A 17,908-nucleotide genomic window follows, 5' to 3' on the forward strand; every position below is an offset into this window, starting at 1 on the left:
GCTAGGTCGTTGGACCTCTTGAAATGTCGCCCCGCAGCGCCGGATTGGCTATGGTTGATCCGAACCGGGGTGACTTGCGACGCTTCACCCAATAACAAAGCCCAAGCGGAGTACCACAGATGGCGTTCTTCACCGCAGCCAGCAAAGCCGACTTCCAGCATCAACTGCAATCGGCCCTGGCTCAGCACATCAGCGAACAGGCACTGCCACAAGTGGCGCTGTTCGCCGATCAGTTCTTCGGCATCATCTCGTTGGACGAGCTCACCCAGCGGCGCCTCAGCGACCTGGCCGGTTGCACCCTGTCGGCCTGGCGCCTGTTGCAGCGCTTCGATCATGCCAAGCCAGAGGTGCGCGTCTACAACCCCGATTACGAACGTCACGGCTGGCAGTCCACCCACACCGCCGTCGAAGTGCTGCATCACGACCTGCCGTTCCTGGTGGACTCGGTGCGCACCGAGCTCAACCGGCGCGGCTACAGCATCCACACCCTGCAGACCACCGTGCTCAGCGTGCGCCGCGGCAGCCAGGGCGAGCTGCTCGAAGTGCTGGCCAAGGGTGCCCAGGGCGAAGACGTCCTGCATGAATCGCTGATGTACCTGGAAATCGACCGTTGCGCCAACGCCGCCGAGCTCAGCGTGCTGGCCCGGGAGCTGGAGCAGGTGCTGGGCGAAGTGCGGATGGCGGTGCAGGACTTCGAGCCGATGAAGGCCAAGGTCCGCGAAATGATCACGTTGGTGGAACAGACCGCGTTCGCCAGCGACGAGCAGGAAAAAGCCGAGATCACGGCGTTCCTCGAATGGTTGACCGACAATCACTTCACCTTCCTGGGCTACGAAGAGTTCGTGGTCGATGCCGATGCGCAGGGTGGCCAGCTGCGCTACGACCCGCAGTCGTTCCTGGGCCTGACCCGGCTGCTGCGTGCCGGCCTGAGCAGCGAAGACCTGCATATCGAAGACTACGCCGTGCAGTACCTGCACGAGCCGATGCTGCTTTCCTTCGCCAAGGCTGCGCACCCCAGCCGTGTGCATCGCCCGGCGTATCCCGACTACGTGTCGATCCGCCAGATCGACAGCGATGGCAAGGTACTCAAGGAATGCCGCTTCATGGGCCTGTACACCTCGTCGGTGTATGGCGAGAGCGTGCGCGAAATCCCCTACATCCGGCGCAAGGTCGCCGAGATCGAACGCCGCTCCGGTTTCCATGCCAAGGCGCACCTGGGCAAGGAACTGGCCCAGGTGGTCGAGGTGCTGCCGCGCGACGACCTGTTCCAGACCCCGATCGACGAGCTGTTCAGCACCGTCATGTCGATCGTGCAGATCCAGGAACGCAACAAGATCCGCGTGTTCCTGCGCAAGGACCCCTACGGGCGCTTCTGCTACTGCCTGGCCTACGTGCCGCGCGACGTGTACTCCACCGAAGTACGGCAGAAGATCCAGCAGGTGCTCATGGAGCGCCTCAAGGCCAGCGACTGCGAGTTCTGGACGTTCTTCTCCGAATCCGTGCTGGCCCGCGTGCAGTTGATCCTGCGCGTGGACCCCAAGAGCCGTCTGGACATCGACCCGCAGCAACTGGAAAACGAAGTGATCCAGGCCTGCCGTTCATGGCAGGACGACTACGCCAGCCTGACCATCGAAAGCTTCGGCGAGGCCGCCGGCACCAATGTGCTGGCCGATTTCCCGAAAGGCTTCCCGGCCGGTTTCCGCGAGCGCTTCGCCGCGCATTCGGCAGTGGTCGACATGCAGCACCTGCTGGCGCTGTCCGAATCGCGCCCGCTGGTCATGAGTTTCTACCAGCCTCTGGCGCAGGGCGGCGAACGCCAGCTGCATTGCAAGCTGTACCACGCAGACACGCCACTGGCGCTGTCCGACGTGTTGCCGATCCTCGAGAACCTGGGCCTGCGCGTACTGGGCGAATTCCCCTACCGCCTGCGTCATCGCAGTGGTCGCGAGTACTGGATCCACGACTTCGCCTTTACCTACAGCGAAGGCCTGAATCTGGACATCCAGCAGCTCAACGACACGCTGCAGGATGCCTTCGTGCACATCGTGCGCGGCGACGCCGAGAACGATGCGTTCAACCGCCTGGTGCTCACCGCAGGCCTGCCATGGCGCGACGTCGCCTTGCTGCGCGCCTATGCGCGCTATCTCAAGCAGATACGCCTGGGCTTCGACCTCGGCTACATCGCCAGCACCCTGAACAACCACACCGATATCGCCCGGGAACTGACGCGGCTGTTCAAGACCCGCTTCTACCTGGCGCGCAAGCTGGCCGGCGATGACCTGGACGACAAGCAGCAACGCCTGGAACAGGCCATCCTGAGTGCCCTGGACGACGTTCAGGTGCTCAACGAAGACCGCATCCTGCGTCGCTATCTGGACCTGATCAAGGCCACCCTGCGTACCAACTTCTACCAGCCCGATGCCAACGGCCAGGTCAAGTCGTACTTCAGCTTCAAGTTCAACCCCAAGCTGATTCCCGAACTGCCCAAGCCGGTGCCCAAGTTCGAGATTTTCGTCTACTCGCCGCGAGTCGAAGGCGTTCACCTGCGCTTCGGCAACGTCGCCCGCGGCGGCTTGCGCTGGTCGGATCGCGAGGAAGACTTCCGCACCGAGGTGTTGGGCCTGGTCAAGGCGCAGCACGTGAAGAACTCGGTGATCGTGCCGGTGGGCGCCAAGGGCGGATTCGTCCCGCGCCGACTGCCACTGGGCGGCAGCCGCGACGAGGTGCAGAACGAGGCGGTGGCCTGCTACCGCATCTTCATCTCCGGTCTGCTCGACATCACCGACAACCTCAAGGATGGCAGCGTGGTGCCGCCGGCCAATGTCGTGCGTCACGACGATGACGACCCGTACCTGGTGGTGGCTGCGGACAAGGGCACCGCGACCTTTTCCGACATCGCCAACGGCATTGCCATCGACTACGGCTTCTGGCTTGGCGATGCGTTCGCCTCCGGCGGCTCGGCGGGCTACGACCACAAGAAGATGGGCATCACCGCCAAGGGTGCCTGGGTCGGCGTGCAGCGCCACTTCCGCGAACGCGGCATCAACGTGCAGAAAGACAGCATCACCGTCATCGGCATCGGCGACATGGCCGGGGACGTGTTCGGCAATGGCTTGTTGATGTCCGACAAGCTGCAACTGGTGGCGGCATTCAACCACCTGCACATCTTCATCGATCCCAACCCCGAGCCTGCCAGCAGCTTCGCCGAGCGTCAGCGCCTGTATGACCTGCCTCGTTCGGCGTGGAGCGACTACGACACCTCGATCATGTCCGCCGGTGGTGGCATCTTCTCGCGCAGTGCCAAGAGCATTGCCATCAGCGCGCAGATGAAAGAGCGCTTCGACATCAAGGCCGACAAGCTGACCCCGACCGAGCTGCTCAACGCGCTGCTCAAGGCGCCGGTCGACCTGCTGTGGAACGGCGGTATCGGTACCTACGTCAAGTCCAGTGACGAGAGCCACGCCGATGTCGGCGACAAGGCCAACGACGCCCTGCGCGTGAATGGCAACGAACTGCGCTGCAAAGTGGTGGGCGAGGGCGGCAACCTGGGCATGACCCAGCTGGGCCGTGTCGAGTTCGGCCTCAACGGCGGCGCGACCAACACCGACTTCATCGACAACGCGGCCGGGGTGGATTGCTCCGACCACGAAGTCAACATCAAGATCCTGCTCAACGAAGCCGTGCAGGCCGGGGACATGACCGAGAAGCAGCGCAACCTGCTGCTGGGCAGCATGACCGAGGAAGTCGGCCATCTGGTGCTGGGCAACAACTACAAGCAGACCCAGGCGCTGTCCCTGGCGGCGCGCAAGGCCTACGAGCGACTGGCCGAGTACCGCCGCCTGATGGCCGACCTGGAGGCGCGTGGCAAGCTGGACCGTGCCATCGAATTCCTGCCGACCGAGGAGCAGCTCAACGAGCGCGTCGCGAACAAGCAGGGCCTGACCCGAGCCGAGCTGTCGGTGCTTATCTCCTACAGCAAGATCGACCTCAACGAAGCGCTGCTGGCTTCGGCAGTACCCGACGACGTCTATCTGACTCGTGACATGGAGACGGCCTTCCCGCCGTCGCTGGTCAGCAAGTACGCCGAGGCCATGCGCAGCCATCGCCTCAAGCGCGAGATCGTCAGCACCCAGATCGCCAACGACCTGGTCAACAACATGGGCATCACCTTCGTGCAGCGCTTGAAGGAGTCCACTGGCATGACCCCGGCCAGTGTGGTCGGGGCCTACGCCATCGTGCGCGACATCTTCCACCTGCCGCACTGGTTCCGCCAGATCGAGGCGCTGGACTACCAGGTATCCGCCGATGTCCAGCTGGCTCTGATGGACGAGCTGATGCGCCTGGGTCGACGGGCCACCCGCTGGTTCCTGCGCAGCCGCCGCAACGAGCTGGACGCCGGTCGCGATGTGGCGCATTTCGGTCCGCACATCGCAGCGTTGGGGCTCAAGCTCGACGAACTGCTCGAGGGTCCGACCCGCGAGCGCTGGCAGACCCGCTACCAGGGTTATGTCGAGTCTGGCGTACCGGAGCTGCTGGCGCGCATGGTTGCCGGCACCAGCCACCTGTACACGCTGTTGCCGATCATCGAAGCGTCGGACGTCACCGGCCAGAATGCCGCCGAAGTGGCCAAGGCGTTCTTCGCCGTGGGCAGCAAGCTGGACCTGACCTGGTACCTGCAGCAGATCAGCAGCCTGCCGGTGGAGAACAACTGGCAAGCGCTGGCACGCGAGGCCTTCCGCGACGACATCGACCTGCAGCAGCGGGCAATCACCATTTCCGTGCTGAAAATGCAGGATGCGCCGGGTGACGTCGAAGAGCGTCTGGACCTGTGGCTGGAACAGCACGAGGTGATGGTCAAGCGCTGGCGTGCCATGCTCGACGAGATCAAGGCCGCCACGGGTACCGATTACGCCATGTACGCAGTGGCGAATCGCGAACTGATGGACTTGGCGTTGAGTGGGGGCGTGCAAGTCAGCTGAGGCGAGGTTGGCTTTTTCGCGGCCGATGACCGCTCCTACGGGTTATCCGTAGGAGCGGTCATCGGCCGCGAAGCGCTCACCGCCCATCTCTGACCCGATCACCGCCCACAAAAAAACCCGTCATTCGACGGGTTTTTTCGTTCAGCTCATTTCAGCGTGGCATCAAGCCTGAACCACCGGAATGTTCGCGTTGGCCGCAGCATCGCGGAACTCGGCGATCTGGTCGAAGCTCAGGTAGCGGTACACATCGGCAGCCATGCTGTCGATGCTGGCCGCATAGCCCATGTACTCTTCGACCGTCGGCAGCTTGCCCAGAATGGACGCGACAGCGGCCAGCTCGGCGGAGGCCAGGTACACGTTGGCACCATCGCCCAGGCGGTTCGGGAAGTTACGGGTCGAGGTGGACACCACGGTGGAGTTGGGTTCCACGCGGGCCTGGTTACCCATGCACAGCGAGCAGCCCGGCATCTCCATGCGTGCGCCAGCCTTGCCGTAGATGCCGTAGTAGCCTTCTTCGGTCAGCTGATGGGCATCCATCTTGGTCGGCGGCGACAGCCACAGGCGCGTCGGCAGTTGGCCCTTGACCTTGTCGAGCAACTTGCCGGCAGCGCGGAAGTGGCCGATGTTGGTCATGCACGAACCGATGAACACTTCGTCGATCTTCTCGCCCTGAACGGTGGACAGCAGACGTGCATCGTCCGGATCGTTCGGTGCACACAGGACCGGCTCTTTCAAGTCGCTCAGGTCGATCTCGATGATCTCGGCGTATTCGGCGTCGGCATCGGCACTCAGCAGTTCCGGGTTGGCCAGCCACGCTTCCATGGCCTGGGCACGACGTTCCATGGTCCGCGCATCGCCGTAGCCTTCGCTGATCATCCAGCGCAGCAGGGTGATGTTGGACTTCAGGTATTCGGCAATGGCCTTTTCCGGCAGCTTGATGGTGCAACCGGCGGCGGAGCGCTCGGCCGAGGCGTCGGACAGTTCGAACGCCTGTTCCACGGTCAGCTCGTTCAAGCCTTCGATTTCCAGGATGCGGCCCGAGAAGGCGTTGATCTTGCCTTTCTTCTCGACGGTCAGCAGGCCTTTCTGAATGGCGTAGTACGGAATCGCATGGACCAGGTCGCGCAGGGTGATGCCTGGCTGCATGGTGCCCTTGAAGCGCACCAGCACCGACTCGGGCATGTCCAGCGGCATGACGCCGGTAGCGGCCGCGAAGGCCACCAGGCCGGAACCGGCCGGGAACGAGATGCCGATCGGGAAGCGGGTGTGCGAGTCACCACCGGTGCCGACGGTGTCCGGCAGCAGCATGCGGTTCAACCAGCTGTGGATGATGCCGTCGCCTGGACGCAGGGATACGCCACCACGGGTGCGGATGAAATCCGGCAGGGTGTGGTGGGTGGTCACGTCGATCGGCTTCGGATAGGCCGCGGTGTGGCAGAAAGACTGCATGACCAGGTCGGCGGAGAAGCCCAGGCATGCCAGGTCTTTCAGCTCGTCGCGGGTCATCGGGCCAGTGGTGTCCTGGGAACCGACGGTAGTCATCTTCGGTTCGCAGTAGGTGCCGGGACGCACGCCCTGGTTCTCGGGCAGGCCGCAGGCCTTGCCGACCATCTTCTGCGCCAGGGTAAAGCCCTTGCCGGTGTCGACCGGGGCTTCGGGCAGCTTGAACAGATCGGTTGGGCCCAGGCCGAGTTCGGTACGCGCCTTGTCGGTCAGGCCGCGGCCGACGATCAGCGGGATACGGCCGCCTGCGCGGACTTCGTCGAGCAGTACCGGGGTCTTGAGCTCGAACGTGGTGATCACTTCCTCGCTGTCGTGCTTGCAGACCTTGCCCTGGTGCGGGTACAGGTCGATCACGTCACCCATGTTGATGTTCGACACGTCGAACTCGATCGGCAGGGCGCCGGCGTCTTCCATGGTGTTGTAGAAGATCGGGGCGATCTTGGTGCCGAAGCAGAAACCACCAGCGCGCTTGTTCGGCACGTACGGGATGTCGGTACCGAAGAACCACAGCACCGAGTTGGTCGCCGACTTGCGCGACGAACCGGTACCGACCACGTCACCCACGTAGGCAACCGGGTAACCGTCGGCGTACATCTGGGCAATCTGCTTCATCGGGCCGATCGAGCCCTGCACGTCGGGCACGATGCCTTCGCGGGCCATCTTCAGCATGGCCAGGGCGTGCAACGGGATGTCCGGGCGCGACCAGGCGTCGGGCGCAGGCGAAAGGTCGTCGGTGTTGGTTTCGCCGGTGACCTTGAAGACGCGCAGGCTGATCTTGTCGGCCAGGGTCGGACGCTTCTTGAACCATTCGCCGTCCGCCCAGGATTGCAGTACGCCTTGAGCGTGGGCATTGCCGTTCTTGGCTTTTTCCGCAACGTCGTGGAAGGCATCGAACATCAGCAGGGTGAACTTGAGCTGTTCGGCAGCCACCGGCGCCAGGGTGGCGTCGTCGAGCAGTTCGACCATGGTGGCGATGTTGTAGCCACCCTGCATGGTGCCGAGCAGTTCAACGGCACGCTTGCTGTCGATCAGCGGCGAAGTGACTTCGCCCTTGGCCAGGGCAGAAAGAAAACCGGCCTTGACGTAGGCGGCTTCGTCGACGCCCGGTGGCACGCGGTTGGTGATCAGGTCGACCAGGAAAGACTCTTCGCCGGCGGGAGGGTTTTTCAGCAGCTCGACCAGGCCTGCGGTTTGTTCGGCGTTAAGCGGCTGGGGCACGATACCCTGGGCGGCACGCTCTTCGATGTGTTTGCGATAGGCTTCAAGCACAGTTATTACCCTCATCAGTGGTCCCGGAAGGGACGCTCATCCAGAGAACGCCTGCATCCATGCGCACGGTCTTTTCGGCCGTTCAGTCAGGAGGGCAGGTGTTCCATGCAGAAGCTGTTTTCAAAGTTTTACGCCGGTAGAAGGGAAATCTGATGAGGGCTGGCACCGGACGAGCGGTGCCAACACCCTTCTACTGGATCAACTGTGCTCGTGACGCTTTGAAAACAGCTTCCAATGGACATTGGCGCCTAAAAAGGCTGCATGATTCTACTTTATTTCGCGCAGGAAGTTAAGTTAAGCCCCACGATTTCTGGGGTGACCCCTGTTAGACAAAGGACTAACATGCGCCCGGTGTTCCACCGTCCAGCGTGCCGATCCACCATGTCCAACCATTCCATCAAGACGCCCTGCGTGGGCCTGTGCTCCACCGTCTACGGTGACCTGGTATGCCGGGGCTGCAAGCGCTATCACCATGAAGTCATCCACTGGAACGGCTATGACGAAGCGCAGAAACGCGCAGTGTGGATCCGTCTGGAGCAGTTGCTGGTGCAGGTGATGGTGGCCAAGGTGGAAGTGTTCGACCCATCGAAACTGCGCCAACAACTGGAACAACGCAAGATCCGTTTCGTCGAGCGGCAGTCGGAATACTGCTGGGCCTACCAGTTGATCGCCCGCGGCGCCCGCGTGATCAACAACCTGGAGGCTTACGGTCTGGTGCTGCTGCCCGAGTTCCGCGACTGGGATCTGCCGCAGCTGCGCGATGCCATCGATCGGGAGTTCTTCATTCTGTCCGAGGCGCATTACCAACGTTATATCGCGCCGGCGTTCGTGCGCGAGCTGACCGAACAGCGCATTATCTGAAGTTGACCCTGCGCTGAGGCCTTCGCGGGCAGAGACCCGCTCCCACAGGGTCCGCACCAGTCTCTGTGGGAGCGGGTCTCTGCCCGCGAAGAGGCCCGCCCTGACACACTCACAACCCCGGACACCCCCATGCTCATAGTCGCCGACGAAAACATCCCGCTGCTCGACGCATTCTTCGAAGGCTTCGGTGAAATCCGCCGCTACCCGGGCCGAGCGATCGACCGGACGGCTGTCGCCGATGCCGATGTCCTGCTGGTGCGCTCGGTAACCCAGGTCGATCGCACCCTGCTCGAAGGCAGCAATGTCCGCTTCGTTGGCACCTGCACCATCGGCACCGACCACCTCGACCTCGATTACTTCGCCGCAGCCGGTATCCACTGGGCCAGCGCCCCGGGATGCAATGCCCGAGGCGTGGTCGACTACGTGCTCGGCAGCCTGCTCACCCTGAGCGAAATCGAAGGGCTGGCGTTGCCCCAACGCTGCTACGGCATCGTCGGCGGCGGCCAGGTGGGCGGGCGGCTGGTACAGGTACTGCGCGGCCTGGGCTGGGATGTGCGGGTGTGCGACCCCTTGCGTGCGGCAAGGGAGGGCGGCGACTTCGTCAGCCTGGAACACATCGTCGAGCACTGCGACGTGATCAGCCTGCACACACCGCTGACCCGCGACGGCGACCACCCCACCTGGCACCTGTTCGACAGCCCGCGCCTGCGCGCGCTCAAGCCGGGTACCTGGCTGATCAATGCCGCGCGTGGCGCGGTGATCGACAACGCTGCATTGCTTGAAGTGCTGCTCGAACGCGAAGACCTGCAGGCGGTGCTCGACGTCTGGGAGCACGAACCCGCAGTCGACCGTGCGCTGGCCGACTGCTGCGTGATCGGCACTCCGCACATCGCCGGCTACAGCCTCGACGGTCGCCGTCGTGGCACGGCGCAGATTCATCAGGCGTTGTGCGACTTTCTCGGTCGCAGCGTCGATGTCCACCTGTACGACCTGCTGCCCAGGCCCTGGCTCGGCGAAGTCAGCCTGAGTGCCGACAGCGATCCGGCCTGGGCGCTGGCCATGCTCTGCCGTGGTGTCTACGACCCGCGACGTGACGATGCCGATTTGCGTCGCAGCCTGGCCGTCGACAGCCCGCATGACCTTCCTCATGAAGCCGACGATGCCCGGCAGCGGCTGGCCTTCGACCAATTGCGCAAGCACTACCCGCCGCGTCGCGAAATCGAAGGGCTGCGCGTGCGCATCGACGGTCCTGCACCGGAGCTCGAACGCATCGTCGTAGCTCTGGGGGCGGTGCTGGTCCGGACCGACACCTGAGACTGGGTGCCAGAACGTCGAAACCCGGCATCAGGGCCGGGTCTCGTGGGCAGCAGGGCGGTTGGGTCGATCAGTCTTTGCCGACCGGCTTCACCACGTGTTCTTCCAGTTCGCGGCAGGCGTCCTGCACCATGTTTTCGGTGATGGGTACTTCACGCCCCTGTTCATCGATGATCGCGCCCCCAACGGGCTCCTGGGGTTTCACACGTAGCACGTCGATGCGTTTAGGCGTGTCGTCATGCGAGCTCATGGCCTGTCTCCTCTTCAGATGTGTGCGCCGTCTGTTTCGGGCTGCTTCCTAGCTGACTTTGTCCGTTTGCTGGAGTTCCACTGTAGTCGATCGGGCGTCTGGGTGTAGGCTTGCAGATCATCTGAAAACGGATCACCTCCCTTGCAGCTATTGTCTTCGGGTCAGCGTCGCGGTTTGCGCCTGGCCTGGCGCTTCATGCGCCCCTATCGCTGGCAGGCCATCGGCGCGCTGCTGGCACTGCTGGTTACCGCCGGCATCACCCTGTCCATGGGCCAAGGCATTCGCATGCTGGTCGACCAGGGCTTCATGACCCAGTCGGCACACCTGCTCAATCGTTCCATCGCCGTGTTCATGGTGCTGGTACTGGCCCTGGCCACGGGAACGTTCGCGCGCTTCTATCTGGTGTCCTGGATCGGCGAGCGCTGCGTCGCCGACATCCGCAAGCAGGTGTTCGACCATTTGGTCCACTTGCATCCGGCGTTCTACGAAAACAACCGCAGTTCGGAAATCCAGTCAAGGCTGACCACCGACACGGCGTTGCTGCAATCGGTGATCGGCTCGTCGCTGTCGATGTTCCTGCGCAACCTGCTGATGGTGGTCGGCGGGGTGGTGCTGTTGTTCGTCACCAACCCCAAGCTCACCAGTATCGTGGTGGTCGCCCTGCCGCTGGTACTGGCGCCGATCCTGATGTTCGGGCGACAGGTACGACGCCTGTCGCGGCAGAGCCAGGACCGCATCGCCAATGTCGGCAGCTACGTGGCCGAAACCCTGACCCAGATCAAGACCGTGCAGGCCTACAACCACCAGGCCGAAGACCAGAAACGCTTCGCCGTCACCGTGGAGCAGGCGTTCGACACGGCCCGGCAACGCATCGTCCAGCGTGCATGGCTGATTGCACTGGTGATCGTGCTGGTGCTGGGTGCCGTCGCGGTGATGCTCTGGGTCGGTGGCATGGATGTGATCGGCGGGCGCATTTCCGCAGGCGAACTGGCCGCGTTCGTGTTCTACAGCCTGATCGTGGGCAGTGCCTTCGGCACCTTGAGCGAAGTGGTCGGTGAGCTGCAGCGCGCCGCCGGTGCCGCGCAGCGCATTGCCGAGCTGCTGCAGGCGCGCAGCGACATCCAGCCGCCCAGCGTCGGTCTGCAACAACTGCCGCCGCGGGTCACGGGGGCGCTGGCGCTCGACGAGGTGATATTTGCCTACCCTGCGCGCGACGCGGCACCCGCCATTCGCGGCCTGAGCCTGCAGGTCAGGCCGGGCGAGACCCTGGCCCTGGTCGGGCCCTCGGGCGCAGGCAAGTCGACGCTGTTCGATCTGCTGCTGCGTTTCTACGACCCGCAGCAGGGCCGCATTCTCATCGACGGGGTGGACCTGCGTCAGTTGGATCCGCAGGACGTGCGTCGGCAGTTCGCCACGGTGTCGCAGACCCCGGCGCTGTTCTTCGGCAGCGTCGAGGACAATATCCGCTATGGCCGGGCCGACGCCACGACCGAGCAGGTCGAGGACGCCGCGCGCATCGCCCATGCCCACGACTTCATCATGCAACTGCCGCAGGGCTACCAGACGCCGCTCGGCGATGCTGGCCTGGGGCTTTCGGGAGGCCAGCGTCAACGCCTGGCGATTGCCCGCGCCTTGCTGGTCGATGCCCCGATCCTGCTCCTGGACGAGGCCACCAGCGCCCTGGACGCGCAAAGCGAACACCTCATCCAGCAGGCCATGCCGACGCTGATGCAGGGTCGCACCACACTGGTCATCGCCCACCGCCTGGCCACGGTACAGAACGCCGACCGTATTGCAGTCATGGATGAGGGGTGTCTGGTGGCGCTGGGAACCCACGCCGAGCTGGTGGCCAGCAATGCGCTCTACGCGCGCCTGGCCCACTTGCAGTTCGGTCGCTAGCGCAAGCGGCCCCCAAGGCTGGGGGCCGCGATCATCAACGGTATTGGCAGAGGTAGGCGGTTTCCACTTCCACGGTCAGTTGGAATTTGCTGTTGGCAGGCACGTTGAACTGGCTGCCGGCAGTGAAGGTTGTCCATTCGCTGGCATCGGGCAGCTTGACCGTGAGGGCGCCGGAAACCACGTGCATGATTTCGCTCTGGGCTGTACCGAATTCATACTCGCCCGGTGCCATGACGCCGATGGTGGCAGGGCCGTCCGTTTCGGAAAAAGCAATGGACTTCACGGTGCCGTCGAAGTACTCGTTGACCTTGAACATGAGGCGGTTCCTTGCGGAGGATTGGAAAGGGCTGGCCAGTATGCCCAAGCCCTGGCAGGTCGTCATCCGCTTTACGGCGCGAGCACCATGGGCAGCAGCCGCGCCGTGTTGCGTGCGTCTTCGAGGGCGCGGTGCTGCTGGCCGCAGAACTGCAGTCCGGCCAGTTGCAGGGCACTTGTCAGGCCGAGCGGCCGCGGCAGCTGGCGAGCCTTGGCAAAGCGCTGCTTGAGGTTGATGTGGGGCACTCGCGCCAGTGCGCTTTCCAGGTTGAGCCGCTGCCAGTCCTGCAGCAACTGCAGCCGGTCGTAATCGCCCCAGCTGACCCAGCCCTGCAGTTGCCCGCGGTGGGGTGACAGCCACTGCTCGAAGCTTTTCCACACCTGGGTCAACACCGCCGCGGCGTCCACGTCCGCTTGCTCGATGTGGGTCAGCGTCCGGCAGAACGGGGTCAGGCTGGGGCGTCGCAACGGTTTGACGAATCGCTGGAAGTGATCCACCTCGCGTCCGTCGCGGTTGACCAGGCTTGCACCGATCTCGATGATTTCCATTTCAGTGACCGGCCAACCACCTTCATCGGTGGTGGCTTCCAGGTCGATGACCAGCCAATGCGGCATACCAGGCTCCCAGGCACATGCGCTTAGAGCCTAGAGCACAACCGCAGGCAAAGAGTTCCGATATCCCTGCAACCGCGCAATAGCGCAGTTCGATGCTGCCTGCCGCAGGCGGACGGGGGAGTGCCGGGCACCGGCACAGGGTTTAGCAGTTGTCAGCCCGACGTAAAACCCCTAGCGTACGTGCTTCGCGAAACGGCTGGTGGGGGTTTTCTGTCTTGAAGTACGGTTATGTTAAGGCGGCCCTGCCACGTCTGTTGCTGGCTGCACTGGTTCCATGGGTAGCGGCCCTGTGGGCATCGGGCACGCAAGCGGCCCAGGAAGTGCGCATCGGCGCGGCGCATTTTCCGCCGTACGTCGTGCACCCCGAACAGGGTCGCAACGAAGGCCTGTTGCCCTCGCTCATCGAACAGCTCAACCAGGTGCAGACCACCTGGCACTTCGTTCTGGTGCCGACTTCGATCGCGCGACGCTATCAGGATTTCGAACGTGGCCGGGTCGACATGGCGATCTTCGAGAACCCGCTGTGGGGGTGGCAGCGCATCAAGCACAGTGCGGTCGATCTCGGGCTGGAGGATGCCGAGGTGTTCGTGGCGCTTAAGCAGGGCAATGATCAGGACTTCTTCGCCGATCTGAATGGCAAGCGCATGGCGCTGTTCTACGGTTATCACTACGCGTTCGCGGATTTCGACGCAAACCCGCAGTATCTGCTGCGCAGGTTCAACGCCGTGCTCACGTATTCCCACGAAAGCAACCTGATGATGGTGGTGCGCAAGCGGGCCGATATTGCGATGGTCACCCGGTCATTTCTGAGCGATTTCGTCGCACGCAACCCGGATATCGGCTCGCAGCTGCTGGTTTCGCAACGGTTGGACCAAATCTACCGACACTACGCGCTTATTCGCCCCGGTGCGCCGATCAGTGCCGAAGAGTTCACCACCCTGATGCAGCAGATGCACGCCAGCGGCAGATTGCTGCCTATCTTTGCGCCAGCCAAAGTGGCCGTGCTGGCGCAACCTGCTCGCCGTGTAGTGGTGCGCAACCCTGCAGCCAAGCTCTGAAAGGCCTAGCGATAGGATTGACGCCCCGAGACGCGAGAGACATACGCCCGGCTTTCGCGTTCAGCTTCCTCGCGGGTCGCGAAGGGGCCTTCCAGAGTCTTTTCCCGAGTGCTGAAAAAATAGAAACCGTTGACCGTGCTGAATCGTTCGGCACGAAAGTGCGTGGTTTCAACAAGGTCCTGCGCACGCTTGCCAAACATGATGTGCGTCCTGTGTAGAAATGGATCTTGGATGTGGATCGGGCGAGTTCGCCGCCGGCATCATCGTTGGCAAACGATGATGCCGGCGGCAAGAGCTTAAAGCATTTCTTCGGGCCGCACCCACTGGTCGAACTCGGCTTCGCTCAAGTAGCCCAGGGCCAGTGCCGATTCGCGCAGTGTCAAGCCTTCAGCGTAGGCCTTCTTGGCGATCTCGGCGGCCTTGTCGTAGCCGATGTGCGGGTTGAGCGCGGTGACCAGCATCAAGCCACGCTCGAGGTGCTCGCCCATCTGCTGCGCATCCGGCACCAGACCGGCGACGCAGTGTTCCTGGAAATTGCGACAGCCATCGGCCAGCAGCTTGATGGACTGCAGCAGGTTGTGAATGATCACCGGCTTGTACACGTTGAGTTGCAGGTGACCCTGGCTTGCGGCGATGCCGATGACCACGTCGTTGCCCATGACCTGGCAAGCGAGCATGGACAGCGCCTCGCACTGGGTCGGATTGACCTTGCCGGGCATGATGGAGCTACCCGGCTCATTGGCCGGCAGTTTGATCTCGGCCAGCCCTGCCCGAGGCCCCGAACCCAACAGGCGGAAATCGTTGGCCAGTTTCATCAAGGCCACGGCGAGGGTCTTGAGAGCGCCCGAGAGGCTGGTCAACGGCTCGTGGCCGGCCAATGCGGCGAACTTGTTCGGCGCGGTGACGAACGGCAGCCCGGACAGCGCCGCCAGCTCCGCGGCGATGGCTTCACCGAACCCCTTGGGTGCATTGAGCCCGGTACCCACCGCAGTGCCGCCCTGGGCCAGCTCACACACGGCGGGCAAGGCGTTGCGGATGGCCTTCTGGGCGTATTCGAGCTGCGCCACGTAGGCCGAGACTTCCTGGCCGAAGGTAATCGGCGTGGCGTCCATCATGTGCGTGCGGCCGGTCTTGACCAGCTGCGTGTGGCGTCCGGCCAGCTCGGCCAGGCCTTCGCCGAGCACCGCGATTGCCGGCAACAAGTCAGCCTGCACGGCTTGCACGGCGGCGATGTGCATGGCGGTGGGGAAGCAGTCGTTGGAGCTCTGTGAACGATTGACGTGATCGTTGGGATGCACTGGCGACTTGCCGCCGCGGCCCTTGCCGGCCAGTTCGTTGGCGCGCCCGGCGATCACCTCGTTGACGTTCATGTTGCTCTGGGTGCCGCTGCCAGTCTGCCAGACTACCAGGGGGAACTGGTCGTCATGCTCGCCTGCAAGCACTTCGTTGGCGGCTTGCTCGATCAGTCGGGCGATGTCGGCCGGCAGGTCACCGTTGCGATCGTTGACCCGCGCCGCGGCCTTCTTGACCAGCGCCAGGGCGTGCGAAACCGGCAGCGGCATGCGCTCCTCGCCAATGGCGAAGTTCACCAGCGAACGTTGGGTCTGGGCGCCCCAGTAGGCCTCTTCAGGAACTTCGACCTGTCCCAGGCTGTCTGTTTCGATACGACTCATGCGGTTCATGCTCCTTGTTGTCGATCTCGCGTCACACCCCGATGATGCACGGGCGGGTCTCGCTGCAGTTCATCGGCAGCCTTGCTGTTAGGGTACGTACCTGGCGTCAGGTTCCATGAAACTGCACCTGCGGTTCGCAGTCTGGGGTTGAGAGACGCACGAGCTTGAGCGCAAAATGATCGTTTCTGGGGTTTTACCTCGCCTGCTAGATAAGGAAACTCGATGACTCGTTTTCGCGCCATCTGCACCGCGGCAGTTCTCGTCTGTGCCAGTGGCCAGGTACTCGCCGACACCGCCAGCCACAATGCCAGCGCCGAAGCCTTCCTGATGATGGCTCATGCGGACAAACTGGGTACGCCGGTGTACATGCAAGTGCAGCAAATGTTCGCTCAGCGCTTCGAGCAGACCAAAGCCCCGGCCAGCAAGCAGGCAACCCTGGAAACCTACCAGGCCAAGGCCAATGCCGCGTTGGACCAGGCCATCGGCTGGCCCAAGCTCAAGCCAGACATGGTCAAGCTGTACACCACCAACTTCTCCGAGCAGGAGCTCAAGGACCTGGTCAAGTTCTACCAGTCGCCGTTGGGCAAGAAAGTCCTGGAAAAAATGCCCGCCGTGACCCAGCAGTCCGCCCAGCTCACCCAGCAGAAGCTGGAAAGCGCAGTGCCAGTGGTCAACAACCTGTTGGCTGACATGACCAAGGAACTGGACCCACAGGGCGCTGCCAAGGCTGCTGCCGGTCCGGCCAAGCCAGCGAAGCCGTAACGGAGTCGTTGCTGATGTCTATGAAGGAACGCATCGTATCCACCCTGCAGATGCTGCAACCCGCACATCTGCAGGTGCTGGACGAAAGCCACATGCACAGCCGAGGCACCGAGACCCACTACAAGGCGGTGCTGGTCAGTGACCGCTTTGCCGGGCTCAACAGTGTCAAGCGTCACCAGTTGGTGTACGGCACGCTCGGCGAACTGATGGGCGAGTTCCACGCGCTGGCGCTGCACACCTATACGCCCCAGGAATGGGCGCAGGCAGGGGCCGCACCGGCGTCGCCCACCTGCGCCGGCGGTGGGCACTAGGCAACGGAATTTGCTAGACTCTGCGACCCGCCAGCGGCATGCCGTTGGCGGGTTTTTTCATTTCTGTTCACTGACCTGTCGCCTGGCTCGTCCGGTGAACTGTCCCCCAAGAAAATCCGGTCCGGCCCTTGCGCGGTCGACCACCTGGAGCGTTTTACCCATGACCCAAGCGATCGTCGTGGCGGCACTGTACAAGTTCGTCACCCTGGAAGATTACGTCGAAATGCGTGAGCCGCTGCTGCAGGCCATGCTCGACAACGATATAAAAGGCACGCTGCTGATAGCCGCAGAAGGCATCAACGGCACCGTATCCGGTACCCGCGAAGGCATCGACGGCCTGTTGGCCTGGCTCAAGCTCGATCCGCGCATGGACGACATCGACCACAAGGAATCGTACTGCGACGAGCAGCCGTTCTATCGCACCAAGGTCAAGCTGAAGAAGGAAATCGTCACCCTCGGCGTCGCCGGTGTCGACCCCAACCGCACGGTTGGCACCTATGTCGAGCCGCAGGACTGGAATGCGTTGCTCGACGATCCTGAAGTCCTGCTGATCGATACTCGCAACGACTACGAAGTTGCCATCGGCACCTTCCACGGCGCCGTGGATCCCAAGACCGCGTCTTTCCGCGAATTTCCCGATTACATCAAGGCTCATTTCGACCCGGCGGTGCACAAGAAGGTCGCCATGTTCTGCACCGGCGGTATCCGCTGCGAAAAGGCGTCCAGTTACATGCTTGGCGAAGGCTTCGAAGAGGTCTATCACCTCAAGGGCGGCATTCTCAAGTACCTGGAGCAAGTGCCCCAGCAAGAGAGCAAGTGGGAAGGTGATTGCTTCGTCTTCGACAACCGCGTCACGGTGCGCCACGACCTCAGCGAGGGCGATTACGATCAGTGCCATGCCTGCCGCACACCGATCAGTGTTGAAGATCGTGCCAGCGAGCACTACGTGCCAGGCATCAGTTGCCCGCACTGCTGGAACAGCCTGAGCGAAAAGACCCGCAAGAGCGCCATTGATCGTCAGAAGCAGATCGAACTGGCTCGCGCGCGCAATCTGCCGCACCCTATCGGCCACAACTATCGCAAAGCTGCCCAGGACTGA

Annotated in this window: 14 protein-coding genes; 8 read left to right on the forward strand and 6 right to left on the reverse strand. The window is 63.0% G+C overall.

The window, feature by feature from the left end; translation table 11 throughout:
- The first annotated feature begins 119 nt into the window (after positions 1-119).
- Complete coding sequence (locus ONG87_RS06860) at positions 120-4,979, forward strand: NAD-glutamate dehydrogenase (RefSeq protein ID WP_122479101.1); 4,860 nt, start codon at positions 120-122, stop codon at positions 4,977-4,979.
- Between the two features lie 162 nt (positions 4,980-5,141).
- Here the strand turns inward: ONG87_RS06860 and acnB are convergent, their stop codons facing one another.
- Positions 5,142-7,751 carry a bifunctional aconitate hydratase 2/2-methylisocitrate dehydratase gene (gene acnB, locus ONG87_RS06865; RefSeq protein ID WP_163007619.1) on the reverse strand — a complete coding sequence of 870 codons (2,610 nt, stop codon included), beginning with the start codon at positions 7,749-7,751 and terminating at the stop codon, positions 5,142-5,144.
- A 381-nt stretch (positions 7,752-8,132) separates the two neighbouring features.
- On the opposite strand from acnB, the gene ONG87_RS06870 reads away from it, so the two are divergent.
- Both ONG87_RS06870 and pdxB read left to right on the forward strand, forming a co-directional pair.
- The gene (locus tag ONG87_RS06870) at positions 8,133-8,612 is read left to right on the forward strand and encodes a DUF1289 domain-containing protein (protein ID WP_122479098.1); all 480 of its coding nucleotides are present in this window, start codon (positions 8,133-8,135) and stop codon (positions 8,610-8,612) included.
- A 129-nt stretch (positions 8,613-8,741) separates the two neighbouring features.
- The gene (gene pdxB, locus ONG87_RS06875) at positions 8,742-9,926 is read left to right on the forward strand and encodes a 4-phosphoerythronate dehydrogenase PdxB (RefSeq protein ID WP_264382494.1); all 1,185 of its coding nucleotides are present in this window, start codon (positions 8,742-8,744) and stop codon (positions 9,924-9,926) included.
- A gap of 70 nt (positions 9,927-9,996) precedes the next feature.
- On the opposite strand, the gene ONG87_RS06880 is transcribed toward pdxB, so the two are convergent.
- On the reverse strand, positions 9,997-10,176 hold the full coding sequence (locus tag ONG87_RS06880; RefSeq protein ID WP_192054001.1) for a PA1571 family protein: 180 nt from the start codon (positions 10,174-10,176) through the stop codon (positions 9,997-9,999).
- Between the two features lie 195 nt (positions 10,177-10,371).
- Between ONG87_RS06880 and ONG87_RS06885 the strand changes: the two genes are divergently transcribed.
- Positions 10,372-12,075, forward strand: a complete 1,704-nt coding sequence (locus ONG87_RS06885; RefSeq protein WP_192175752.1) for an ABC transporter transmembrane domain-containing protein — start codon at positions 10,372-10,374, stop codon at positions 12,073-12,075.
- 34 nt (positions 12,076-12,109) lie between these two features.
- Here ONG87_RS06885 and ONG87_RS06890 read toward each other — a convergent pair whose 3' ends face one another.
- On the reverse strand, positions 12,110-12,391 hold the full coding sequence (locus ONG87_RS06890; RefSeq protein ID WP_185793816.1) for a pyrimidine/purine nucleoside phosphorylase: 282 nt from the start codon (positions 12,389-12,391) through the stop codon (positions 12,110-12,112).
- A 71-nt stretch (positions 12,392-12,462) separates the two neighbouring features.
- Positions 12,463-13,005, reverse strand: coding sequence for an exonuclease domain-containing protein (locus ONG87_RS06895; RefSeq protein WP_264382495.1), 543 nt, complete (start codon positions 13,003-13,005; stop codon positions 12,463-12,465).
- Positions 13,006-13,220: 215 nt separating this feature from the next.
- Between ONG87_RS06895 and ONG87_RS06900 the strand changes: the two genes are divergently transcribed.
- Positions 13,221-14,063, forward strand: coding sequence for an ABC transporter substrate-binding protein (locus tag ONG87_RS06900; RefSeq protein ID WP_264382496.1), 843 nt, complete (start codon positions 13,221-13,223; stop codon positions 14,061-14,063).
- A gap of 5 nt (positions 14,064-14,068) precedes the next feature.
- Here ONG87_RS06900 and ONG87_RS06905 read toward each other — a convergent pair whose 3' ends face one another.
- Complete coding sequence (locus ONG87_RS06905; RefSeq protein WP_122479086.1) at positions 14,069-14,263, reverse strand: DUF6316 family protein; 195 nt, start codon at positions 14,261-14,263, stop codon at positions 14,069-14,071.
- Between the two features lie 96 nt (positions 14,264-14,359).
- A complete protein-coding gene (locus tag ONG87_RS06910; RefSeq protein ID WP_122479084.1) occupies positions 14,360-15,736 on the reverse strand; it encodes a class II fumarate hydratase in 1,377 nt (458 codons plus the stop codon).
- 222 nt (positions 15,737-15,958) lie between these two features.
- Here ONG87_RS06910 and ONG87_RS06915 point away from each other — a divergent pair, with 222 nt between their 5' ends.
- The 3 genes from ONG87_RS06915 (at position 15,959) to ONG87_RS06925 (ending at position 17,908) form a co-directional block, all read left to right on the forward strand.
- Positions 15,959-16,498 (forward strand): DUF2059 domain-containing protein, encoded by a 540-nt coding sequence (locus ONG87_RS06915; RefSeq protein ID WP_122479082.1) that lies wholly within the window; start codon positions 15,959-15,961, stop codon positions 16,496-16,498.
- A 14-nt stretch (positions 16,499-16,512) separates the two neighbouring features.
- A complete protein-coding gene (locus ONG87_RS06920) occupies positions 16,513-16,809 on the forward strand; it encodes a BolA family transcriptional regulator (RefSeq protein ID WP_122479080.1) in 297 nt (98 codons plus the stop codon).
- Positions 16,810-16,969: 160 nt separating this feature from the next.
- The gene (locus ONG87_RS06925; RefSeq protein ID WP_192057491.1) at positions 16,970-17,908 is read left to right on the forward strand and encodes a rhodanese-related sulfurtransferase; all 939 of its coding nucleotides are present in this window, start codon (positions 16,970-16,972) and stop codon (positions 17,906-17,908) included.

The organism is Pseudomonas sp. MM227 (genome assembly GCF_947090715.1).
GTDB classification, from domain to species: Bacteria; Pseudomonadota; Gammaproteobacteria; order Pseudomonadales; family Pseudomonadaceae; genus Aquipseudomonas; species Aquipseudomonas baltica.